This window comes from Kribbella sp. NPDC050124 (genome assembly GCF_044460355.1).
Lineage (GTDB): Bacteria > Actinomycetota > Actinomycetes > Propionibacteriales > Kribbellaceae > Kribbella.
Window position 1 is genome coordinate 299,178 of the sequence record NZ_JBITJU010000004.1, and the last position, 17,507, is coordinate 316,684.

General features: G+C 68.1%; 27 protein-coding genes. 24 read left to right on the forward strand and 3 right to left on the reverse strand.

Going from position 1 to position 17,507, the window contains the following annotated elements; genetic code table 11:
* The 12 genes from ACIBL3_RS13745 to ACIBL3_RS13800 all read left to right on the forward strand — a co-directional run bounded on the left by ACIBL3_RS13745 (position 1) and on the right by ACIBL3_RS13800 (position 7,104).
* Positions 1-186 (forward strand): type Z 30S ribosomal protein S14, encoded by a 186-nt coding sequence (locus ACIBL3_RS13745; protein WP_012923674.1) that lies wholly within the window; start codon positions 1-3, stop codon positions 184-186.
* A gap of 91 nt (positions 187-277) precedes the next feature.
* Positions 278-685 (forward strand): 30S ribosomal protein S8, encoded by a 408-nt coding sequence (rpsH, locus tag ACIBL3_RS13750; protein ID WP_360527753.1) that lies wholly within the window; start codon positions 278-280, stop codon positions 683-685.
* Between the two features lie 27 nt (positions 686-712).
* Positions 713-1,255 carry a 50S ribosomal protein L6 gene (gene rplF, locus ACIBL3_RS13755; protein WP_360527756.1) on the forward strand — a complete coding sequence of 181 codons (543 nt, stop codon included), beginning with the start codon at positions 713-715 and terminating at the stop codon, positions 1,253-1,255.
* Between the two features lie 2 nt (positions 1,256-1,257).
* Entirely contained in the window at positions 1,258-1,641 is a 384-nt protein-coding gene (gene rplR, locus ACIBL3_RS13760; protein ID WP_132318727.1) for a 50S ribosomal protein L18, read from the forward strand.
* A gap of 33 nt (positions 1,642-1,674) precedes the next feature.
* On the forward strand, positions 1,675-2,274 hold the full coding sequence (gene rpsE / locus ACIBL3_RS13765) for a 30S ribosomal protein S5 (protein ID WP_396353624.1): 600 nt from the start codon (positions 1,675-1,677) through the stop codon (positions 2,272-2,274).
* Positions 2,274-2,456, forward strand: a complete 183-nt coding sequence (rpmD, locus tag ACIBL3_RS13770) for a 50S ribosomal protein L30 (RefSeq protein ID WP_360527762.1) — start codon at positions 2,274-2,276, stop codon at positions 2,454-2,456. Before rpsE ends, rpmD begins: the two co-directional genes overlap by 1 nt.
* A gap of 1 nt (position 2,457) precedes the next feature.
* Complete coding sequence (rplO, locus tag ACIBL3_RS13775; RefSeq protein ID WP_396353625.1) at positions 2,458-2,898, forward strand: 50S ribosomal protein L15; 441 nt, start codon at positions 2,458-2,460, stop codon at positions 2,896-2,898.
* A 134-nt stretch (positions 2,899-3,032) separates the two neighbouring features.
* Complete coding sequence (secY, locus tag ACIBL3_RS13780) at positions 3,033-4,334, forward strand: preprotein translocase subunit SecY (RefSeq protein WP_396353626.1); 1,302 nt, start codon at positions 3,033-3,035, stop codon at positions 4,332-4,334.
* The gene (locus tag ACIBL3_RS13785) at positions 4,334-4,906 is read left to right on the forward strand and encodes an adenylate kinase (RefSeq protein WP_360527773.1); all 573 of its coding nucleotides are present in this window, start codon (positions 4,334-4,336) and stop codon (positions 4,904-4,906) included. The genes secY and ACIBL3_RS13785 overlap by 1 nt, the downstream gene beginning before the upstream one ends.
* Positions 4,907-4,923: 17 nt before the next feature.
* Positions 4,924-5,748: a type I methionyl aminopeptidase gene (gene map / locus ACIBL3_RS13790; protein ID WP_396353627.1), complete on the forward strand. Its 825-nt coding sequence runs from the start codon at positions 4,924-4,926 to the stop codon at positions 5,746-5,748.
* Between the two features lie 100 nt (positions 5,749-5,848).
* Entirely contained in the window at positions 5,849-6,295 is a 447-nt protein-coding gene (locus tag ACIBL3_RS13795; RefSeq protein ID WP_396353628.1) for a DUF1707 domain-containing protein, read from the forward strand.
* Complete coding sequence (locus tag ACIBL3_RS13800; protein WP_396353629.1) at positions 6,292-7,104, forward strand: hypothetical protein; 813 nt, start codon at positions 6,292-6,294, stop codon at positions 7,102-7,104. The genes ACIBL3_RS13795 and ACIBL3_RS13800 overlap by 4 nt, the downstream gene beginning before the upstream one ends.
* Here the strand turns inward: ACIBL3_RS13800 and ACIBL3_RS13805 are convergent.
* Positions 7,088-7,951, reverse strand: a complete 864-nt coding sequence (locus tag ACIBL3_RS13805; protein WP_396353630.1) for an NAD(P)-dependent oxidoreductase — start codon at positions 7,949-7,951, stop codon at positions 7,088-7,090. The genes ACIBL3_RS13800 and ACIBL3_RS13805 overlap by 17 nt on opposite strands.
* Positions 7,952-8,027: 76 nt before the next feature.
* Here ACIBL3_RS13805 and ACIBL3_RS13810 point away from each other — a divergent pair, with 76 nt between their 5' ends.
* The 12 genes from ACIBL3_RS13810 (at position 8,028) to ACIBL3_RS13865 (ending at position 15,078) form a co-directional block, all read left to right on the forward strand.
* A complete protein-coding gene (locus tag ACIBL3_RS13810; RefSeq protein WP_396353631.1) occupies positions 8,028-8,357 on the forward strand; it encodes a winged helix-turn-helix transcriptional regulator in 330 nt (109 codons plus the stop codon).
* A gap of 160 nt (positions 8,358-8,517) precedes the next feature.
* Positions 8,518-8,739: a translation initiation factor IF-1 gene (gene infA / locus ACIBL3_RS13815; RefSeq protein WP_012923661.1), complete on the forward strand. Its 222-nt coding sequence runs from the start codon at positions 8,518-8,520 to the stop codon at positions 8,737-8,739.
* Between the two features lie 35 nt (positions 8,740-8,774).
* Complete coding sequence (gene rpmJ / locus ACIBL3_RS13820) at positions 8,775-8,888, forward strand: 50S ribosomal protein L36 (RefSeq protein ID WP_008361054.1); 114 nt, start codon at positions 8,775-8,777, stop codon at positions 8,886-8,888.
* 187 nt (positions 8,889-9,075) lie between these two features.
* Complete coding sequence (gene rpsM, locus ACIBL3_RS13825; RefSeq protein WP_360527791.1) at positions 9,076-9,447, forward strand: 30S ribosomal protein S13; 372 nt, start codon at positions 9,076-9,078, stop codon at positions 9,445-9,447.
* 41 nt (positions 9,448-9,488) lie between these two features.
* Entirely contained in the window at positions 9,489-9,896 is a 408-nt protein-coding gene (rpsK, locus tag ACIBL3_RS13830; protein ID WP_012923659.1) for a 30S ribosomal protein S11, read from the forward strand.
* A 25-nt stretch (positions 9,897-9,921) separates the two neighbouring features.
* Complete coding sequence (gene rpsD / locus ACIBL3_RS13835) at positions 9,922-10,530, forward strand: 30S ribosomal protein S4 (RefSeq protein WP_360527794.1); 609 nt, start codon at positions 9,922-9,924, stop codon at positions 10,528-10,530.
* Between the two features lie 103 nt (positions 10,531-10,633).
* A complete protein-coding gene (locus tag ACIBL3_RS13840) occupies positions 10,634-11,659 on the forward strand; it encodes a DNA-directed RNA polymerase subunit alpha (protein WP_360535690.1) in 1,026 nt (341 codons plus the stop codon).
* 47 nt (positions 11,660-11,706) lie between these two features.
* Entirely contained in the window at positions 11,707-12,267 is a 561-nt protein-coding gene (gene rplQ / locus ACIBL3_RS13845) for a 50S ribosomal protein L17 (RefSeq protein WP_396353632.1), read from the forward strand.
* A 72-nt stretch (positions 12,268-12,339) separates the two neighbouring features.
* Positions 12,340-13,152 (forward strand): tRNA pseudouridine(38-40) synthase TruA, encoded by an 813-nt coding sequence (truA, locus tag ACIBL3_RS13850; RefSeq protein WP_396353633.1) that lies wholly within the window; start codon positions 12,340-12,342, stop codon positions 13,150-13,152.
* Positions 13,145-13,759, forward strand: coding sequence for a class I SAM-dependent methyltransferase (locus ACIBL3_RS13855; protein ID WP_396353634.1), 615 nt, complete (start codon positions 13,145-13,147; stop codon positions 13,757-13,759). Before truA ends, ACIBL3_RS13855 begins: the two co-directional genes overlap by 8 nt.
* Positions 13,760-13,775: 16 nt before the next feature.
* A complete protein-coding gene (locus tag ACIBL3_RS13860) occupies positions 13,776-14,297 on the forward strand; it encodes a SigE family RNA polymerase sigma factor (protein WP_396353635.1) in 522 nt (173 codons plus the stop codon).
* The gene (locus tag ACIBL3_RS13865; protein WP_396353636.1) at positions 14,290-15,078 is read left to right on the forward strand and encodes a hypothetical protein; all 789 of its coding nucleotides are present in this window, start codon (positions 14,290-14,292) and stop codon (positions 15,076-15,078) included. Before ACIBL3_RS13860 ends, ACIBL3_RS13865 begins: the two co-directional genes overlap by 8 nt.
* Before the next feature lies 1 nt (position 15,079).
* Here the strand turns inward: ACIBL3_RS13865 and ACIBL3_RS13870 are convergent, their stop codons facing one another.
* On the reverse strand, positions 15,080-16,249 hold the full coding sequence (locus tag ACIBL3_RS13870; protein ID WP_396353637.1) for a hypothetical protein: 1,170 nt from the start codon (positions 16,247-16,249) through the stop codon (positions 15,080-15,082).
* A gap of 25 nt (positions 16,250-16,274) precedes the next feature.
* Entirely contained in the window at positions 16,275-17,444 is a 1,170-nt protein-coding gene (locus ACIBL3_RS13875) for a hypothetical protein (protein ID WP_396353638.1), read from the reverse strand.
* Positions 17,445-17,507: the final 63 nt, after the last annotated feature.

Below are 17,507 nucleotides of genomic sequence, written 5' to 3' on the forward strand. Positions count from 1 at the left end.
GTGGCGAAGACAGCACTCAAGGTCAAGCAGGCCCGGAAGCCGAAGTTCGCGGTGCGCGGTTACACCCGCTGCCAGCGCTGCGGCCGGCCGAAGGCGGTCTTCCGCAAGTTCGGCCTGTGCCGGATCTGCCTGCGGGAGATGGCGCACCGGGGCGAGCTGCCCGGTGTGACCAAGTCCAGCTGGTGACCGTCTCCACCTCCGATCTTCTCCCTACTCACCATCTAGTCACCGTAGGTCGCCGAGCGGCGAAACCACGGCGGGAAAGAGGCCCCAGGCCATGACGATGACCGACCCGATCGCAGACATGCTGACGCGTCTGCGCAACGCCAACCAGGCGTACCACGAGTCGACCTCGATGCCGTACAGCAAGATCAAGCAGGGCATCGCCGACATCCTCCAGCAGGAGGGCTACATCTCTTCCTACAAGGTGGAGGAGCCCCAGGAGGGCGCCGTCGGCAAGACCCTGATCGTCGACCTCAAGTTCGGCCCCAGCCGGGAGCGCTCCATCGCGGGCGTCCGGCGGATCAGCAAGCCGGGCCTGCGGGTCTACGCGAAGTCGACCAACCTGCCCAAGGTTCTCGGTGGCCTGGGCGTCGCGATCATCTCGACGTCCCAGGGGCTGCTGACGGACCGCCAGGCCAAGAACAAGGGCGTCGGCGGGGAAGTCCTCGCCTACGTCTGGTGACGAAGAACCGGAAGGAGGACCACTGTCATGTCTCGCATCGGTAAGCTCCCGATCTCGGTCCCGTCCGGCGTCGACGTCACGATCGACGGCCAGACGGTCACCGTGAAGGGTCCCAAGGGTCAGCTCTCGCACGTCGTCGCTGAGCCCATCGCGGTCAACCGGGACGAGGACGGCACGATCGCCGTCAGCCGCCCGGACGACCAGCGCAAGAGCAAGGAACTGCACGGCCTGTCCCGCACCCTGATCGCCAACCTGGTGACCGGTGTGACGGAGGGCTACGAGAAGAAGCTCGAGATCGTCGGCGTCGGGTACCGCGTCCTGTCCAAGGGACCGACCCAGCTGGAGTTCTCGCTCGGGTACAGCCACACCATCACGGTGGACGCGCCGGAAGGCATCACGTTCAACGTCGAGGCCCCGACCCGTTTCTCGGTGCAGGGAATCGACAAGCAGTCCGTCGGCGAGGTTGCCGCCAACATCCGCAAGCTGCGCAAGCCCGAGCCGTACAAGGGCAAGGGTGTGCGGTACGCCGGCGAGCAGGTGCGCCGCAAGGTCGGAAAGGCTGGTAAGTAACCATGGCGATCGGACTGCGTCCGCACAAGCACTCCGCGAAGAAGACCGCGTCCCGGCTTCGTCGCCAGATCCGGGTCCGGAAGAAGATCAACGGCACGGCCGACCGGCCGCGGCTGGTGGTCACCAAGTCGTCGAAGCACCTGTTCGTGCAGGTCATCGACGACGTGGCCGGCAAGACGCTGGTGTCCGCCTCCACCATGGAGGCCGACCTGCGCGGCGCGGAGGCGAACAAGACCGACAAGGCCAAGACCGTCGGCGGCCTGATCGCCGACCGGGCCAAGGCTGCCGGCATCGACTCGGTCGTCTTCGACCGGGCCGGGAACAAGTACCACGGCCGCATCGCGGCTCTGGCCGACGCCGCCCGCGAGGGCGGCCTCGGGTTCTGACATGGCGACATACAAGGAAGAAGGTAGTTCGAAATGAGCGGAGGCCAGCAGCGTCGCGGAGGCGGCGCCGGTGGTGAGCGCCGTGGTCGCGACGGTGGTCGCGGTCAGGCAGCTGACAAGACCGCCTACATCGAGCGCGTGGTAGCCATCAACCGTGTCGCCAAGGTCGTGAAGGGCGGTCGTCGCTTCAGCTTCACCGCCCTCGTGGTCGTCGGCGACGGTGAGGGCACCGTCGGTGTGGGTTACGGCAAGGCCAAGGAGGTGCCCGCGGCGATCGCCAAGGGTGTCGAGGAGGCCAAGAAGGCGTTCTTCAAGGTGCCGAGGATCCAGGGCACCATCCCGCACCCGGTCCAGGGTGAGAAGGCCGCCGGCGTGGTGCTGCTGCGCCCGGCCGCTCCCGGTACCGGTGTGATCGCGGGTGGCTCGGCGCGCGCCGTACTGGAGTGCGCCGGGATCCACGACGTGCTCAGCAAGTCGCTGGGTTCGGCGAACGCCATCAACGTGGTGCACGCCACGGTCGAGGCGCTGCGGAACCTGGAGACCCCGGAGGCCGTGGCCGCGCGTCGTGGCCTGCCGGTCGAGGACGTCGCTCCGGCGGCGCTGCTGAAGGCCCGGGCGGAGGTGTCGTCCTGATGGCACGCCTGAAGGTGACCCAGACCCGTTCCGGCATCGGTGGCAAGCAGAACCAGCGCGACACGCTGCGCACCCTGGGCGTCAAGCGGATCGGCGACACCGCCGTCCACGAAGACCGCCCCGAGGTCCGCGGCATGGTCCGCACGGTTCGCCACCTCATCACCGTCGAGGAGGTCGACTGACATGGCGCTGAAGGTTCACCACCTGCGCCCGGCGCCCGGCGCCAAGACCGCCAAGACCCGCGTGGGTCGTGGTGAGGGCAGCAAGGGCAAGACGGCCGGCCGCGGTACCAAGGGCAGCAAGGCGCGCAACAACATCCCCGAGTACTTCGAGGGTGGCCAGATGCCGCTGCACATGCGGCTGCCGAAGCTGAAGGGTTTCAAGAGCAGGAACCGGGTGGAGTTCCAGGTCGTTAACCTGGACAAGCTCGGACAACTGTTCCCCGAGGGTGGCGAGGTCGGCGTGGCCGAGCTGGTCGCCAAGGGCGCGGTCCGTCGCGGTCAGCCGGTGAAGGTGCTGGGTGACGGCGAGCTGACCGTGGCACTGCAGGTTTCGGTGCACAAGTTCTCCAAGTCCGCCCAGGAAAAGATCCAGGCGGCCGGGGGGACCACCACCGAGGTGTGATGTCCAGGGCTCGTGCGAGCCGGCGCTTGATATCGTGCGCTGGAGTTCGGACGAGCCCTGGTTCGTCTCTTGCCAAGCTGCTTTGCTAGGCCCCTGCCCTGACCGGGCAGAGGAAACATGTGTGGGAGGACAGGGTGTTAGGCGCCTTTGCCAACGCGTTCAAGACTCCGGACCTGCGCCGGAAGATCTTTTTCGTGCTCTTCATCATCGTGATCTTCCGGATCGGTTCGGTCGTTCCGGCGCCGGGGGTCAACGTCCAGTCGCTCGACATCTGCCTGAAGGGCGCGCAGCAGGGTGCGAACGCGAACCTGTACAACCTGATCAACCTGTTCTCCGGCGGCGCGCTGCTGCAGCTCGCGATCTTCGCGCTCGGCATCATGCCGTACATCACCGCCAGCATCATTCTGCAGCTGCTCACCGTGGTGATCCCGCGGCTGGAGTCGCTGAAGAAGGAAGGTCAGGCGGGGCAGGCCAAGATCACGCAGTACACCCGGTTCCTCACGGTCGGTCTGGCGATTCTGCAGGCGACCGCGTTCGTCGCGCTCGCGCGGACCCCCGGACGGCTCTTCCAGGGCTGCCAGGAGCCGCTGCTGCACGACGACAGCTGGTTCCCGGTGGTCGTGATGGTGCTGACCATGACGGCCGGCACCGGTGTGGTGATGTGGCTGGGCGAGCTGATCACGGACCGTGGTGTCGGCAACGGCATGTCGATCCTGATCTTCACCCAGATCGTCGCCACCTTCCCGTCGCAGCTGTGGACCATCCGCAAGGAGCGCGGTCTGGCCACCTTCGTGGTGGTGCTGGCGATCGGGTTGGTGATCATGGCCGCGGTCATCTTCATCGAACAGGCCCAGCGCCGGATCCCGGTGCAGTACGCCAAACGCATGGTCGGCCGCAAGATGTTCGGCGGCACGTCCACCTACATCCCGCTGAAGGTGAACCAGGCCGGTGTCATCCCGGTCATCTTCGCCTCCAGCCTGATCTACCTGCCGGTGCTGGTCAGCCAGTTCCAGCAGGACAAGTCCTGGGCCCAGTGGATCCAGGGCAATCTGGTCAAAGGCGACCACCCGATCTACATGATCTCGTACGTCGCCCTGATCATCTTCTTCACGTACTTCTACGTCTCGATCACCTTCAACCCGAAGGAAGTCGCGGACAACATGAAGAAGTACGGCGGCTTCATCCCCGGAATCCGGGCGGGCCGGCCGACCGAGGAATACCTGGGCTACGTGCTGTCCCGCATCACGCTGCCGGGCGCGATCTATCTCGCGGTGATCTCGTTGATCCCGCTGGTCGCGCTGGTGCTCCTGAACGCGAACCAGAACTTCCCGTTCGGCGGTACGTCGATCCTGATCATGGTCGGCGTCGGTCTGGACACGGTGAAGCAGATCGAGTCTCAGCTGCAGCAGCGTAACTACGAAGGGTTCTTGCGCTGATGAGAATGTTGCTGATGGGTCCGCCCGGGGCGGGCAAAGGCACGCAGGCAAAGGTGCTTGCGGAACGCCTGAATATCCCGGCCGTGTCCACCGGTGACATCTTCCGTGCGAACGTCAAGGACGAGACGCCGCTCGGGCTCGAGGCGAAGCGCTACATGGACGCCGGTGACTACGTCCCGGACGAGGTCACCAACGCGATGGTGCGGGACCGGCTGTCAGAGGCGGACGCCGGTGACGGCTTCCTCCTGGACGGCTACCCGCGCACGCTGGCCCAGGTCGGCACGCTGGACGACATCCTGGCCGAGCACGGCCACAAGCTGGACGCGGTGGTGGCGCTGATCGCCGACACCGAGGTGCTGGTGGAGCGGATGACGAAGCGAGCCCGGACCGAGGGCCGGTCGGACGACTCCGAAGAGGTCATCCGGCACCGGCAGGACGTCTACACCGCCGAGACCAAGCCGCTGCTGCGCGTGTACGCGCAGCGCGGCCTGCTCGTCGAGGTGGACGGGGTCGGCGAGATCGACGAGGTCAGCGAGCGCGTGCTGGCCGCTCTCAAGACGGTGACCGAGTAACCAGCGAATGATGTGCTGTGATCTTTAAAGACCGCGGGATCGAGATCAAGACCCGCGAACAGATCCTTTCCATGCGTGCGGCCGGACTGGTCGTCGGCCGCACGCTGGAGCTGCTCCGCGACGAGGTCCGGGCCGGCATCACCACCGGCGAGCTGGACGCGATCGCCGAGGACCACATCCGGTCCTCCGGCGCGGTCCCGTCGTTCAAGGGCTACCACGGCTTCACCGGCTCGATCTGCGCGTCGGTGAACGACGAGATCGTGCACGGCATCCCCGGTGACCGGGTGCTGGCCGACGGCGACCTGATCTCGATCGACTGCGGCGCGATCGTCGACGGCTGGCACGGCGACGCCGCGATCACGGTGCCGGTCGGCGAGGTGCCGCCGGAGCTGCTCGAGCTGGCCCGGATCTGCGAGGAGTCGATGTGGGGTGGGTTCGCCGCCGCCCGGCTCGGCGGCCGGCTGACCGACATCTCGGCCGCGATCGAGCGGCACGTCCGGGCGAACTCGTCGTACGGGATCGTCGAGGACTTCGTCGGGCACGGGATCGGCTCGGCGATGCACCAGCCGCCGAACGTGCCGAACTTCGGCCGTCCCGGCCGCGGCCCGAAGCTGGTCGAGGGGATGGCGCTCGCGGTCGAGCCGATGCTCACGCTGGGCAAGCAGGACAACCACACGCTCGAGGACGACTGGACCGTGGTCACCGACGACGGCAGGGTCGCCGCGCACACCGAGCACACGTTCACCCTGACCCCGCAGGGTCCGTGGGTGCTGACCGCGCTCGACGGCGGCGAGACCAAGCTGGCCGAGCTCGGCGTCAAGTTCGGCGCCCTCGCCGACTGATTACGGTACGGCGAAGTCCGCTGACTCGCCGTACCGATGGACACTCTGCGTCCACCCGTCGGGGGACGCCAAGGGCCTGCCGCTGAGGCACACTTGAGCTATGCCTCAGTACCAGCCGCACCAACGCTTCACCGAAGCCGACCGGGACAAGATCGCCGGCCGGCTGCGGGACGCGTTCGCGGACGGCCGGCTGGACCAACCCGAGTTCAGCTCCCGCCTCGACCAGCTCTACTCCGTGCAGACGTATGGCGAGCTGGAGCCGCTGGTCCGTGACCTGCCGCCGGCGCGGACGTACCAGACACCCGCGGTGGTGCAGGACAGCAAGCCGACGCCGGCGCCGGGGGAGTTCCCGGAGCGGAAGAAGAAGGACGGCCCGAAGGGGCCCGCCGCCCTGAGCGGTGGCTTCACCCCCGTCGTCATCGTCAACGTGGTGATCTGGTTCGTGATCGGCGTCGCCAACGGCGGGAACTGGCCGCACTTCTGGCCGGTGTGGCTGCTGATCCCGTGGACCCTGTTCGCCCTCAGCAGCCTCGGAAAGCGCCGTTGACAGCGGCCCCGGTCACCCGACGCGTCACCGCCCCACGGTTGCGGCCGGACTGGGGGTGGCAGCTACGGCAGGGGTCGGCAATCGTCTACGTGATCTGGTTCGCGGTCGCCGTACCGCTGGCGATCGCCGGGCTGCTGCTGGAACCGCGCTGGGTCGGCTGGATGATGCTGGTCTGGTTCCTGGTGCTGATCGGGTTCACGGTCGGGCTGCGGATCGCCGACAGCCGGCAGCGGAAGGCCTGGGGCGACGTCGTGGAGCAGATGGGCTGGCGGCTCAGCGTCGACCGGCCGGAGTTGCGGGAGCGGTGGCCGTTTCCGCCGTTCGCTGCTGATCCGGAGGCCGAGGTCTTCGACGTGACCAGCGGCCGGCACCGCGGCCGGGAGTTCGCCACCGGGCGGTTCCGGCACAAGGTCGGCCGGCGCGATCTCGGCTTCGATTTCCTTGATCTACAGGTCGATCGGCCGTTGCCGCCACTGCAGTTGTTGCCGGCCGCCCTGGCGCCGGTGGCGGCCGCGAGCCTGCTGCCGATCAAGCTGACGGTCGACGGGCTGCCCGGCCGGTATTGCCTGTTCAACGGCCGGGAGGACCACGCGGAGGCGGTGCTGCACCCGCGCGCGGTCGAGGCGCTGGCTCAGGTCCCGGCGTTCGGGTTCAGCTGCGAGGGACGGCGGTTCGTCGCGATCCTCCCGGCGTACCGCGACGCAGCCACCGCCCTCGCGCAGTTGGACGCGGCCTGCGACCTGCTCGACCTGATGCCCGAGCAGATCTGGCGCGAAGGCGAGCAATGGGCCGCTACGCACCAGCCCTGAGCAGCGGAACGAGAGCCGCCAGATCCTCGTCGCCGTGCCCGGCAGTCACTGCCTTCCGCAGAAGGTCGCCCATCGGGACGAGCAGCGCGGGATCGACGCCTTGGTCGACCGCGGTGTCGATCAGGTTGTCGTAGCCGGCGGCCTGCATCGCCAGGTTGGAACCCGCCGGCCCCTCGGGACCTTCGTCGAGGTCCTTGGCGATCCGCGGCAGGCTGCCGAGCATCGCTGTCAGCCACGGCAGCAGGAAGTCCTCGGTGAACCGCACCGCAGAGACCTTCTCGCTGGCGGCCAGGGCCAGCGCGTGCTGGGCACCACCGAACATGCCGTACATCCCGCTGAGCAAGGCGATGTCGTGCAACGCGGCCAGGCCCGGGTCACTGCCGACGTACGCCGGTCGCGCCATCGCGGCGAGGTCGGCTTCGTGGCGCTCGAAGGCGACCGGGGAGCCGCTGTAGAAGATTAAGGCGGCGGGTCCGCCGATCATCGCGGGCACGGCCATGATCCCGCCGTCGAGGTACTTCGCGCCCGCCTCCCCGGTCCAGGCGGCCGTGTCCCGGGCCTGCGCCGGAGTGCCGTTGGTGAGGTTGGCGACGGTCTTGCCGGCCAGGTCGAGGCCTTCGAGAGTACGGCGTACGGTCGCGTCGACCAGGAGGCATACGACGACGAGCGGGCTGGCGGCGACCGCTTCGGACGCAGTGGCTGCGCGGGTGGCGCCGAGAGTGTCGAGCTCGGGGGAGCGGCCGGGGGTGCGGTTCCAGACGGTCGTCGGGTGACCGGCGGCCAGAAAGGCCCGGGCGAGGGCGGTGCCCATCGCGCCGAGGCCGAGAACGGTGACAGGAGTCTTCATGGCGTCAACCCTGGCCGGGCGCTTTAGGATGGACAAGTACCCACTAAATAGTGAGGTACTGACGGAAAGGTAAGTGATGCTTCCGTACACCTGCGGCCTGGACGCCGCCGCGGACGTGATCGGCGGGAAGTGGAAGCCGCGGATCCTGTGGGCGCTGCACCACGGACCGATGCGGTTCGGGGAGTTGCGCCGTGAGATCGCCGGCGTCACCGAGAAGATGCTGATCCAGCAGTTGCGCGAGCTCGAGTCCCGCGACATCGTGCACCGGGAGGTTTTCCACCAGGTCCCGCCGCGGGTGGAGTACTCGCTCACCGAGCTCGGCCGGTCACTCAACGTGGCACTGGCGCCGCTGGACGCCTGGGGAGCGGATCATCTGGGCGAGCTGGAGGCCTCGCGAGGGCGCTGAGCGGTCTCGATTGGGTTTCGCCTGGGGGAGTGGCGTACACTCTTTCCTTGGCTCTTTGTAGCCTCTGTCTCGTCGTGCCCGCGGCTGCCTGACCTGTCGGTCGGGAGGGCGCCAAGGACAGAACCATCATTCAGTACGTCGTCTACAGAAGTGCGAGGACATGCCCAAAAAAGAGGGAGTCATCGAACTCGAGGGCACCATCGTCGAGGCCCTGCCGAACGCGATGTTCCGTGTTGAGCTGTCCAACGGGCACAAGGTGCTCGCGCACATCAGCGGCAAGATGAGGCAGCACTACATCCGGATCCTCCCCGAGGATCGGGTCGTCGTGGAGCTGTCGCCGTACGACCTCACCCGGGGTCGCATCGTCTACCGGTACAAGTAAGACCACCACCAACACCTGTCGAAGAAAGAAGCTCGATGAAGGTCAATCCGAGCGTCAAGAAGATCTGCGACAAGTGCAAGGTGATCCGCCGTCACGGCCGGGTCATGGTGATCTGCGAGAACCCGCGGCACAAGCAGCGGCAGGGCTGACCAGCCCACTCGAGCAGTACACAGCACTTTTCGCACCACACTCAGCGCGCATGCTCGTCCAGCAATCTGTACAGCCTGGATGCTGCCCCCGGAACAGAGGCCGGGGCCTTGCCGGTGAAGCACTCACCGAGGCGGGCAAGGACGCGGCGCGCCACCACACCTCTGCCGACGAAAGGAACACCGCCACATGGCACGCCTCGTAGGGGTCGACCTGCCGCGCGACAAGCGCATCGAGGTCGCTCTCACCTACATCTTCGGGGTCGGTCGTACCCGCGCCCTGGAGACGCTGAAGAGCACCGGGATCTCCGGGGACAAGCGCGTCCACGAGTTGGGCGACGAAGAGCTGGTGAAGCTCCGGGACTGGATCGAAGGCAACTACAAGATCGAAGGTGACCTCCGTCGTGAGGTGACCGCGGACATCCGCCGCAAGATCGAGATCGGGTCGTACCAGGGTCGCCGGCACCGCAGCGGCCTGCCGGTGCGTGGTCAGCGCACGCGGACCAACGCCCGCAGCCGCAAGGGTCGTCGCAAGGCGATCGCCGGCAAGAAGAAGAAGTGATGACCCGGATGACCGTCGACCACCCCAGGAGCAACTGACCTATGCCTCCCAAGAGCCGCACCGCGGCCGGCGCGAAGAAGGTGCGCCGCAAGGAGAAGAAGAACGTGGCCGCCGGCCACGCGCACATCAAGAGCACGTTCAACAACACGATCGTGACGATCACCGACCCGACCGGCGCGGTCATCTCGTGGGCGTCCGCGGGCACCGTCGGTTTCAAGGGTTCGCGCAAGTCCACCCCGTTCGCCGCGCAGATGGCCGCCGAGGCCGCCGGGCGCCGGGCGATGGAGCACGGCATGCGCAAGATCGACGTGTTCGTGAAGGGTCCCGGCTCCGGCCGTGAGACCGCGATCCGTTCGCTGGGTGCCGTCGGCCTCGAGGTCGGCACCATCCAGGACGTGACCCCGACCGCCCACAACGGCTGCCGCCCGCCCAAGCGGCGCCGGGTCTGACCTTTCGAGAGGAGCGAGAACAACCATGGCCCGTTACACCGGACCTATGACCAAGAAGTCGCGCCGTCTCGGGGTCGACCTCGTCGGTGGCGACAAGGCGTTCGAGCGTCGTCCGTACCCGCCGGGTATGCACGGCCGCGGCCGCCCGAAGGAGAGCGAGTACCTGCTCCAGCTGCGGGAGAAGCAGAAGGCCCGCTACGCCTACGGCGTGCTGGAGAAGCAGTTCAGCCGGTACTACCAGGAGGCCTCGCGGCGCTCCGGCAAGACCGGTGACAACCTGCTGATCATCCTGGAGTCCCGGCTGGACAACGTGGTCTACCGCGCCGGCCTGGCCCGGACCCGGCGGCAGGCCCGTCAGCTCGTCGTGCACGGTCACTTCACCGTGAACGGCGTCAAGGTGAACATCCCGTCGTACCGGGTGGCTGCGCACGACATCATCGATGTCAAGGCGAAGTCGGCCGAGACGACCCCGTTCATCATCGCCCGGGAGACGCACTCCGAGCGCGTCGTCCCGGCCTGGCTCGAGGTGCTGCCCGAGCGGCTGCGCATCCTCGTCCACCAGCTGCCGACCCGGCAGCAGATCGACACCCAGGTCGCCGAGCACCTGATCGTCGAGCTCTACTCGAAGAACTGATCCGTCGCCGGCCGGTGGCCTCCGGGCCGCCGGCCGGCCGGGTCTGTTTCTTCACCTTCGCGACCTCAAATAGTGGTCGTCGCGAGCAGACAAGGAACACGAAGTGCTTATTGCCCAGCGCCCCACCCTGACCGAAGAGGTCGTCGACGAGCACCGCTCGCGGTTCGTGATCGAGCCGCTCGAGCCGGGGTTCGGCTACACCCTCGGCAACTCCATCCGCCGTACCCTGCTGTCCTCCATCCCGGGGGCCGCCGTGACCAGCATCAAGGTCGACGGCGTCCTGCACGAGTTCTCCACCGTGGCCGGGGTCAAGGAGGACGCCACGCAGCTGATCCTGAACCTCAAGGACCTGTGCGTCTCCTCCGAGCACGACGAGCCGGTCACCATGTACCTGCGCAAGCAGGGCCCCGGTGACGTCACCGCCGCGGACATCGCGCCGCCGGCCGGTGTCGAGGTGCACAACCCGGACCTGAAGATCGCCACCCTGAACGAGAAGGGCCGGCTCGAGATGGAGCTGGTCGTCGAGCGGGGCCGGGGCTACGTCTCGGCGATCCAGAACAAGTCGGCCGACGCCGAGATCGGCCGGATGCCGGTCGACTCGATCTACTCGCCGGTGCTCAAGGTCACCTACAAGGTCGAGGCGACCCGGGTCGAGCAGCGCACCGACTTCGACCGCCTCGTGGTCGACGTCGAGACCAAGCCGTCGATGCTGCCCCGCGACGCCGTCGCGTCGGCCGGCAAGACGCTGGTCGAGCTGTTCGGCCTGGCCCGCGAGCTGAACGTCGAGGCCGAGGGCATCGACATCGGCCCGTCGCCGGTGGACGAGCAGATGGCCGCCGACCTGGCGCTGCCGGTCGAGGACCTGCAGCTCACCGTCCGGTCGTACAACTGCCTCAAGCGTGAGGGCATCCACACCGTGGGTGAGCTGATCTCGCGCAGCGAGCAGGACCTGCTGGACATCCGCAACTTCGGCTCCAAGTCGATCGACGAGGTCAAGCTGAAGCTGGCCGAGATGGGCCTGTCGCTGAAGGACTCGCCTCCTGGCTTCGACCTGCGTGCGGCCACCGAGGCCTACGGCACCGAGGCCGACGACGAGGACGAGAGCTTCGCCGAGACCGAGCAGTACTGAGTCAACCACCCCCGGGCCGAGCGGCCTGAGATTCCTGGAGTCAAGAGATGCCTACCCCCACCAAGGGTGCCCGGCTGGGCGGCAGCCCGGCGCACGAGAAGCTGATCCTCAGCAACCTCGCGACGTCGCTGTTCGAGCACGGCGCCGTCACCACCACCGCGGCCAAGGCCAAGCGCCTGCAGCCGCTGGCGGAGCAGATGATCACCAAGGCCAAGCGTGGTGACCTGAACTCGCGCCGCCAGGTGATGAAGCGGATCAAGGACAAGAGCGTGGTGCACGTGCTCTTCACCGAGATCGGCGAGCGGTACGCCGACCGTCCGGGCGGCTACACCCGGATCACCAAGCTCGGCCCGCGCAAGGGTGACAACGCGCCGATGGTGAAGATCGAGCTGGTCGAGGCGCTGGCCGACTCGCCGAAGGCTAAAAAGCGCACGCCCGCCGCTCCGGCCAAGAAGGCGGCGGCTGCGGACGAGGCCAAGGTCGAGGACAAGGTCGACGAGAAGGTCGAGGACGAGGCCAAGGTCGAGGACGTCCAGGACGTCGTCGCCGAGGACGCCAAGACCGAGGACGCACAGGTTGACGACGTGAAGGCCGACGACGACAAGTGAGTCGCCGGCTCTAGCCACTGACAGTGCCCCCTCACCACACGGTGCGGGGGCACTGTTGCGTTAGATTGCCGTGTGCGTTGGCGGATAGACCTGAGGTACGACGGAACGGCCTTCCACGGCTGGGCCCGCCAGGAGGGTCTCCGGACCGTGCAAGGCGTGCTCGAGGAGACGCTCCGGGTCGTACTGCGATTGCCGGAGCCGCCGACCGCGACCTGCGCCGGACGGACGGACACCGGCGTGCACGCCCGTGGCCAGGTCATCCATGTAGACGTCGAAGGCGCTGTAGAGCCCCTCAGGCTGCTCAGAAGCCTGAACGGCGTACTACCCGAGGATGTGGCTGTTACGGCGGTGACAGCGGCTCCAGAGGGCTTTGACGCCCGCTTCTCCGCTCTCGCCCGTCGCTACGTGTACCGCCTGTGTGACGACCCCGCAGGTTGGGACCCGCTACAGCGCGGTTACGTACTGCGAGTGGGCCGCCCGCTGGATGTGGACCGGATGAACGCCGCCTGCGCCGGGTTGCTCGGTGAGCACGACTTCGCGGCCTTCTGCAAGAAGCGGGAGGGCGCCACCACAGTGCGTGCACTGCTGGAGTACTCGTGGCAGCGGACAGGCCCCGGACAGCTGGAGGGCACTGTGATCGCAGACGCGTTCTGCCACTCCATGGTGCGGGCTCTGGTGGGTGCGCTGATCCCCGTGGGTGACGGACGGCGTGACGTGAGCTGGCCGGCCGCCGTACTGGCTGGGAAGGTGCGGGACTCGGCTGTCTCCGTCCTGCCTGCGCACGGGCTCACACTGGAGGAAGTGCGCTACCCAGCCGACGACGAGTTGGCCGCGCGGGCGTTGCAGGCCCGTCAGGTCAGGGGAGAGGTGCACCAGCGTGGCTGACCACTACTTCTCGGCAGAGCCGGGCTCGGCGGACGTACGTCGTACCGTCGAAGCGCGGATCTGGGGACGGGAGTACACCTTCACCACGGCGACCGGAGTGTTCTCGCGGGACCGCTTGGACATCGGTACGGCGGTCCTGCTGCGCGAGGTGGACCCGCCGAGCGGCTCTGGTACTTACCTCGACCTGGGGACCGGCTACGGGCCGATCGCCTGTGCGCTGGCGGTCGAGGCGCCGAAGGCGGAGGTCTGGGCGGTCGACGTGAACACGCGGGCGCTGGAGCTGACCACGGAGAACGCGCAGCGGGCCGGGGTGGCTGACCGCGTGCATGCTGTGCTGCCGGACGCCGTACCCGAGGACGTGCGGTTCGACGAGATCTGGTCCAACCCGGCCATCCACATCGGCAAGCCCGAGCTGCACAAGATGCTGCTGCGCTGGCTGGGCCGGCTTGCCCCCGGTGGCGTGGCATGGTTCGTCGTCGGCAAGAACCTCGGCGGTGACTCCCTGCAACGCTGGCTGACCGACCAGGGCTATCCCTGCGAGCGGACCGGCAGCGCGAAAGGCTTCCGGGTCCTGCGTGCAACGAACCCGGGGTCATCGCCGTCCTGAGGGTATGGAGGCAGCCTTGGCGGCAGCAGAGGCACGCACGGGCCCGATCGACTTCGAGCTCTGGGTGATCGAGAAGGCGGACGCGTTGCTGCGGTTCGCCTACGTCCTGACCGGCGACAAGAGCCTGGCCGAGGACGCGGTGCAGGACGCCCTGACGACCGCCTGTGCCCGCTGGAGCCGGGTCAGCCGTGCCGACGACCCCGAGGCGTACGTGAAGCGGATGGTGGTCAACGCGCACATCTCCTGGTGGCGCCGCTTCCGCCGCCGCGAGGCGCCGTCCGAGGATCCGGTCCGCACCGGGCCGCCGGCGCCGGACGGAGCCGCGGACAGAGCGGAGTCGGACGCCGTCTGGGCGCTGTGCGCGACGCTGCCGGACAAGCAGCGGGCAGCCGTCGTACTGCGCTTCTACGAGGAGCTCTCGTACGCCGAGATCGGTGCGCTGCTGCACTGCGCCGAGGCGACCGCCCGGTCACACGTGCACCGGGCACTGGCAGCACTGAAGACCACGCTGAGCAAGGAAGGAGCCGAGGATGCCTGAGCACGAGCACGAGTCTGAGCAGGAGCTCGGCCCCAAGATCGCTGACGCGTTCCAGCACCAGGCCGACCGGGCTGGTGGACTGCAGGGCGGTGGGCTGGCAGCAGAGGCTCGCCGGCGGGTCCGCAAGCGGCGGCAGGGCATGGCGATGGCCGCGGCGGCCGTGGTGGTCGCCGTGTCGATCGGAGGCGTCTGGAACGCCATCGGTGAGCCGTCGCCGATCGCGTCGAGCGCTCAGGACAGCGGCAGTAGCAGCCCGGAGCGTGGGACTGCCGGTACAGAGTCGGAGAAGGGCACGCCGAAGTTCGTGCCACCGCAAGCGGACGCGGGCTGCCCGGCGGACCACCCGATCCTTCAGCCGAACGGGGCCACCGCCGTACCGCGGGGGACCGGGCTGGACGTGGAGACCCCGGTCTACGGGATGCAGGCGTGCCGCTACAAGCTCACGCCGGGTGCCACGATGCTGCTCGGCCAGCGATCGTTCAACGCCACCATCGCGCAGCAGGTGGTCGACGCGATCAAGGTTCTGCCTGAGCGGAACCCGGACCTGCCGGTGTTCAAGTGCACCCCGCAGGCCGCGCGGCCGTCGGAGGCCATCGTGCTGCGGTTCGACACGTCCACCGGCGTACGGGAGATCTGGGTGCAGTACGACGGCTGTGACTCGGCCGGCTTCTTCACCGGCTCACGCACCTTCGGTCTGTACTCCGCACCACTCAAGCTGTTCATGACCGGCACGGTCCGCCCGACTGGAGGCACGTATCTGGAGGCACTCAAGGACTGGTGAGTCAGTCGACAGCCGGCCCGCGGTCCTGCCGGGGCCGGAACTGCACGACCCGGCCGGCCGCTGCTGCACCGGACGCCGCGCCACCACCCGCTGCGGCACCACCGCCCAGTCCTCCACCCGGTCCAACGCCGGGCTCGACTGACCTGACCACTGGCTCAGCCAGCACCGTTCGCGGCATCCCGGTTGCGCCCTGGCCGGTCTGGGATCCCAGGAAACGCTGCAGGTCTGCGAGCGATGCCTCCACTTTCTGCACAGCCTGGTAGGTCTCGAGGCTGTCGAGAAGTTCCTGCTCATGTGGCATCAGGGGCGGCTCGGCGCCCGGGTTTGCTGCGTAGTGGGCCTCCGCATCCGCCAGGCGTTCGGTTAGGTCGGCAACTGCACGCTGCGCATGCTCCGCGCCGATGCGGGCCGCCTCCGCTGCGGTGTGCTTACTCGACCACTCGGGCACTTCGTACTGCATCAGCGCACCGAGCTCATGCCGCAGCGACCTGGTGAGCCGGTCGCGCATCAGCACGCGGTGCGACTCCGGCATCACGTCGCCAAGCCGCTTGTCGATCACCAAATCGGCCAGCGCGTTGAACCGCTGCGGCCGCGGTGTCTTGTCGATCGTCGACCAGAACTCGGCGGCCGGGCGATCGGCGAGCACGGCCAGTGCGTCGACGCTGTCTTCCAGGCATCGGCTGACGGCGGGGTACCCCCAGTCGACCTTGGCGTCCAGGATGCCGGGCACCTCCCGGTCGAGCCCGAGCTCCCGGATGATCTCGTCGGTGTCGCGTTCCGACCTGAGCGTCGCTCGGGCCTCTTCGAGCGCGGTGTCCTCGGGTGACATCAGCTTGACCGTGTCCGGGGACCTGTCGTCGCCGAGGACACACATCTGGTGCTCCGCCTCATGGATCAGCACGATCATCGCGTACCGCGCCAGCCAGGGGTCCGCACCCGCGCGCACCAGTGGCTCCAGCACCGTCGGCCGGTGCACAGCGATCGGCCCACCGATCTGCGCGAAGGCCGGGTGCTTCCCGTCGACCTCCTCGTACAGCCGGAAGTTCCACTGCGACGCCATCTCGGAGCGACGTACGACGGACTCGACGACGCCGGCCACCAGCGCGTACTCCGGCGTACCCGGCGGAATCAGCGCCCCAAGACGCCCGGTCGGAGGATGGGCGGCGGTCACGTCCGAATCCTCCCGACCCACCAGGTCACTCGACCCCGTGACCCCGAGTGCGCTGCGATCTGACGTCCCGGTTGACGACGGTTGCGGCTGAAGCTTCCGCTGCTTGGACACCACCGCCCAAGCCCGGCCGCTGATCGTCCAAGAACTTTCGCAAGTCACCCACGTCCCCAACCGACTGCTGCCCCTGCGCCTGAACAGGCTGCTGCCCCTGCGGCTGGAAGGCGGGTGGCTGCGCCTGCTGGCGTTGCCAGGCGAGCACCTCGTCTTCCCAGGTCTGCGCGGCCGGCTGCTGTGGTGCCTGCTGTGCGGCCTGCGCTTGCTGCTGCTGTTGCCAGGCGAGGATTTCCTCTTCCCAGGTCCGTGGAGCCCGCTGGGGTTCGACCGTCCGGTCGGGGGCGGGCTCGGTCAGCACGCGGTCGACCTCGGCCAGCGTCAGCCGGCCCACCTCGGCGCCGCGCTCGGCCTTCGCCTCGAAGTTGTCGCCCTCGATGGCCAGCACCGGGGCGAACTTCTCCTGCAGCGCCTGCTCCAGCCGGCCACGAACCTCCGCCACGTCGCCGGTGATCTCGTCCCGCCGAGCCTCGATCACCAGGTCCGCGACCACACCGAACCGCTCGTTCGACCTGGTCCCCTGGAGCTGCCTGCCGACATCATCTGCGTCCCGGCCGGCCAGCGTGGCGACACCGCTGACCAGCTCCTTGCTCGCCGCCTGCAACGCGGGATAGGCGTCGAGCCGTGGCTGCGTGGGCAGCTCCGGATACCTCACGTCCAGCTGCAATGCCCGGATCACGTGGTGGACGTTGTCCTGCGCCCAGTTCTCCGCCAGGCCTTCCTCGAAGGCCCGCTCGGCTGCCGAGAACCGCACGTTTCCATCGGCGTCCTGCACCTCATGGCACAGGTGCAGTGACTCGTGGGTGAGCGTGACGAGCGCGTCCCGCAGGTTGTAGAGCTCAGCGGGGGTCAGGTCCTCGCCCCGGAACGCCCGCTCCAAGGGCTGCAGCACGGTCGGATCGCTGACGCTCATCCCGCCGTCAGGCCCGGCCGCTCCCTCGGCGCTGCTCAGCTCGAGGTAGATCCGTCCGTTCCAGCGGGTCTGCTGCCGCTCCATGCGGCTGGCAACGGTCCGAATGACCGCCGCCACCCGCGCCCAGTCCTGCGACCTGGGGTCGAGCAGTCGCCCGCGCCTGAATGCCATCGACTCCGTCTCCCCGTTGGTTCGGGCAACCTTAACCGGTCGCGGGGAGGGGGCCCGGGTTGT

Coding starts and splice junctions, on each gene's coding strand:
- rpsH (WP_360527753.1), top strand. CDS start 278: ATGACGATGACCGACCCGATCGCAGACATGCTGACGCGTCTGCGCAAC.
- rplF (WP_360527756.1), top strand. CDS start 713: ATGTCTCGCATCGGTAAGCTCCCGATCTCGGTCCCGTCCGGCGTCGAC.
- rplR (WP_132318727.1), top strand. CDS start 1,258: ATGGCGATCGGACTGCGTCCGCACAAGCACTCCGCGAAGAAGACCGCG.
- rpsE (WP_396353624.1), top strand. CDS start 1,675: ATGAGCGGAGGCCAGCAGCGTCGCGGAGGCGGCGCCGGTGGTGAGCGC.
- rpmD (WP_360527762.1), top strand. CDS start 2,274: ATGGCACGCCTGAAGGTGACCCAGACCCGTTCCGGCATCGGTGGCAAG.
- rplO (WP_396353625.1), top strand. CDS start 2,458: ATGGCGCTGAAGGTTCACCACCTGCGCCCGGCGCCCGGCGCCAAGACC.
- ACIBL3_RS13785 (WP_360527773.1), top strand. CDS start 4,334: ATGAGAATGTTGCTGATGGGTCCGCCCGGGGCGGGCAAAGGCACGCAG.
- ACIBL3_RS13795 (WP_396353628.1), top strand. CDS start 5,849: ATGCCTCAGTACCAGCCGCACCAACGCTTCACCGAAGCCGACCGGGAC.
- ACIBL3_RS13805 (WP_396353630.1), bottom strand. CDS start 7,951: ATGAAGACTCCTGTCACCGTTCTCGGCCTCGGCGCGATGGGCACCGCC.
- ACIBL3_RS13810 (WP_396353631.1), top strand. CDS start 8,028: ATGCTTCCGTACACCTGCGGCCTGGACGCCGCCGCGGACGTGATCGGC.
- infA (WP_012923661.1), top strand. CDS start 8,518: ATGCCCAAAAAAGAGGGAGTCATCGAACTCGAGGGCACCATCGTCGAG.
- rpmJ (WP_008361054.1), top strand. CDS start 8,775: ATGAAGGTCAATCCGAGCGTCAAGAAGATCTGCGACAAGTGCAAGGTG.
- rpsM (WP_360527791.1), top strand. CDS start 9,076: ATGGCACGCCTCGTAGGGGTCGACCTGCCGCGCGACAAGCGCATCGAG.
- rpsK (WP_012923659.1), top strand. CDS start 9,489: ATGCCTCCCAAGAGCCGCACCGCGGCCGGCGCGAAGAAGGTGCGCCGC.
- rpsD (WP_360527794.1), top strand. CDS start 9,922: ATGGCCCGTTACACCGGACCTATGACCAAGAAGTCGCGCCGTCTCGGG.
- rplQ (WP_396353632.1), top strand. CDS start 11,707: ATGCCTACCCCCACCAAGGGTGCCCGGCTGGGCGGCAGCCCGGCGCAC.
- ACIBL3_RS13865 (WP_396353636.1), top strand. CDS start 14,290: ATGCCTGAGCACGAGCACGAGTCTGAGCAGGAGCTCGGCCCCAAGATC.
- ACIBL3_RS13875 (WP_396353638.1), bottom strand. CDS start 17,444: ATGGCATTCAGGCGCGGGCGACTGCTCGACCCCAGGTCGCAGGACTGG.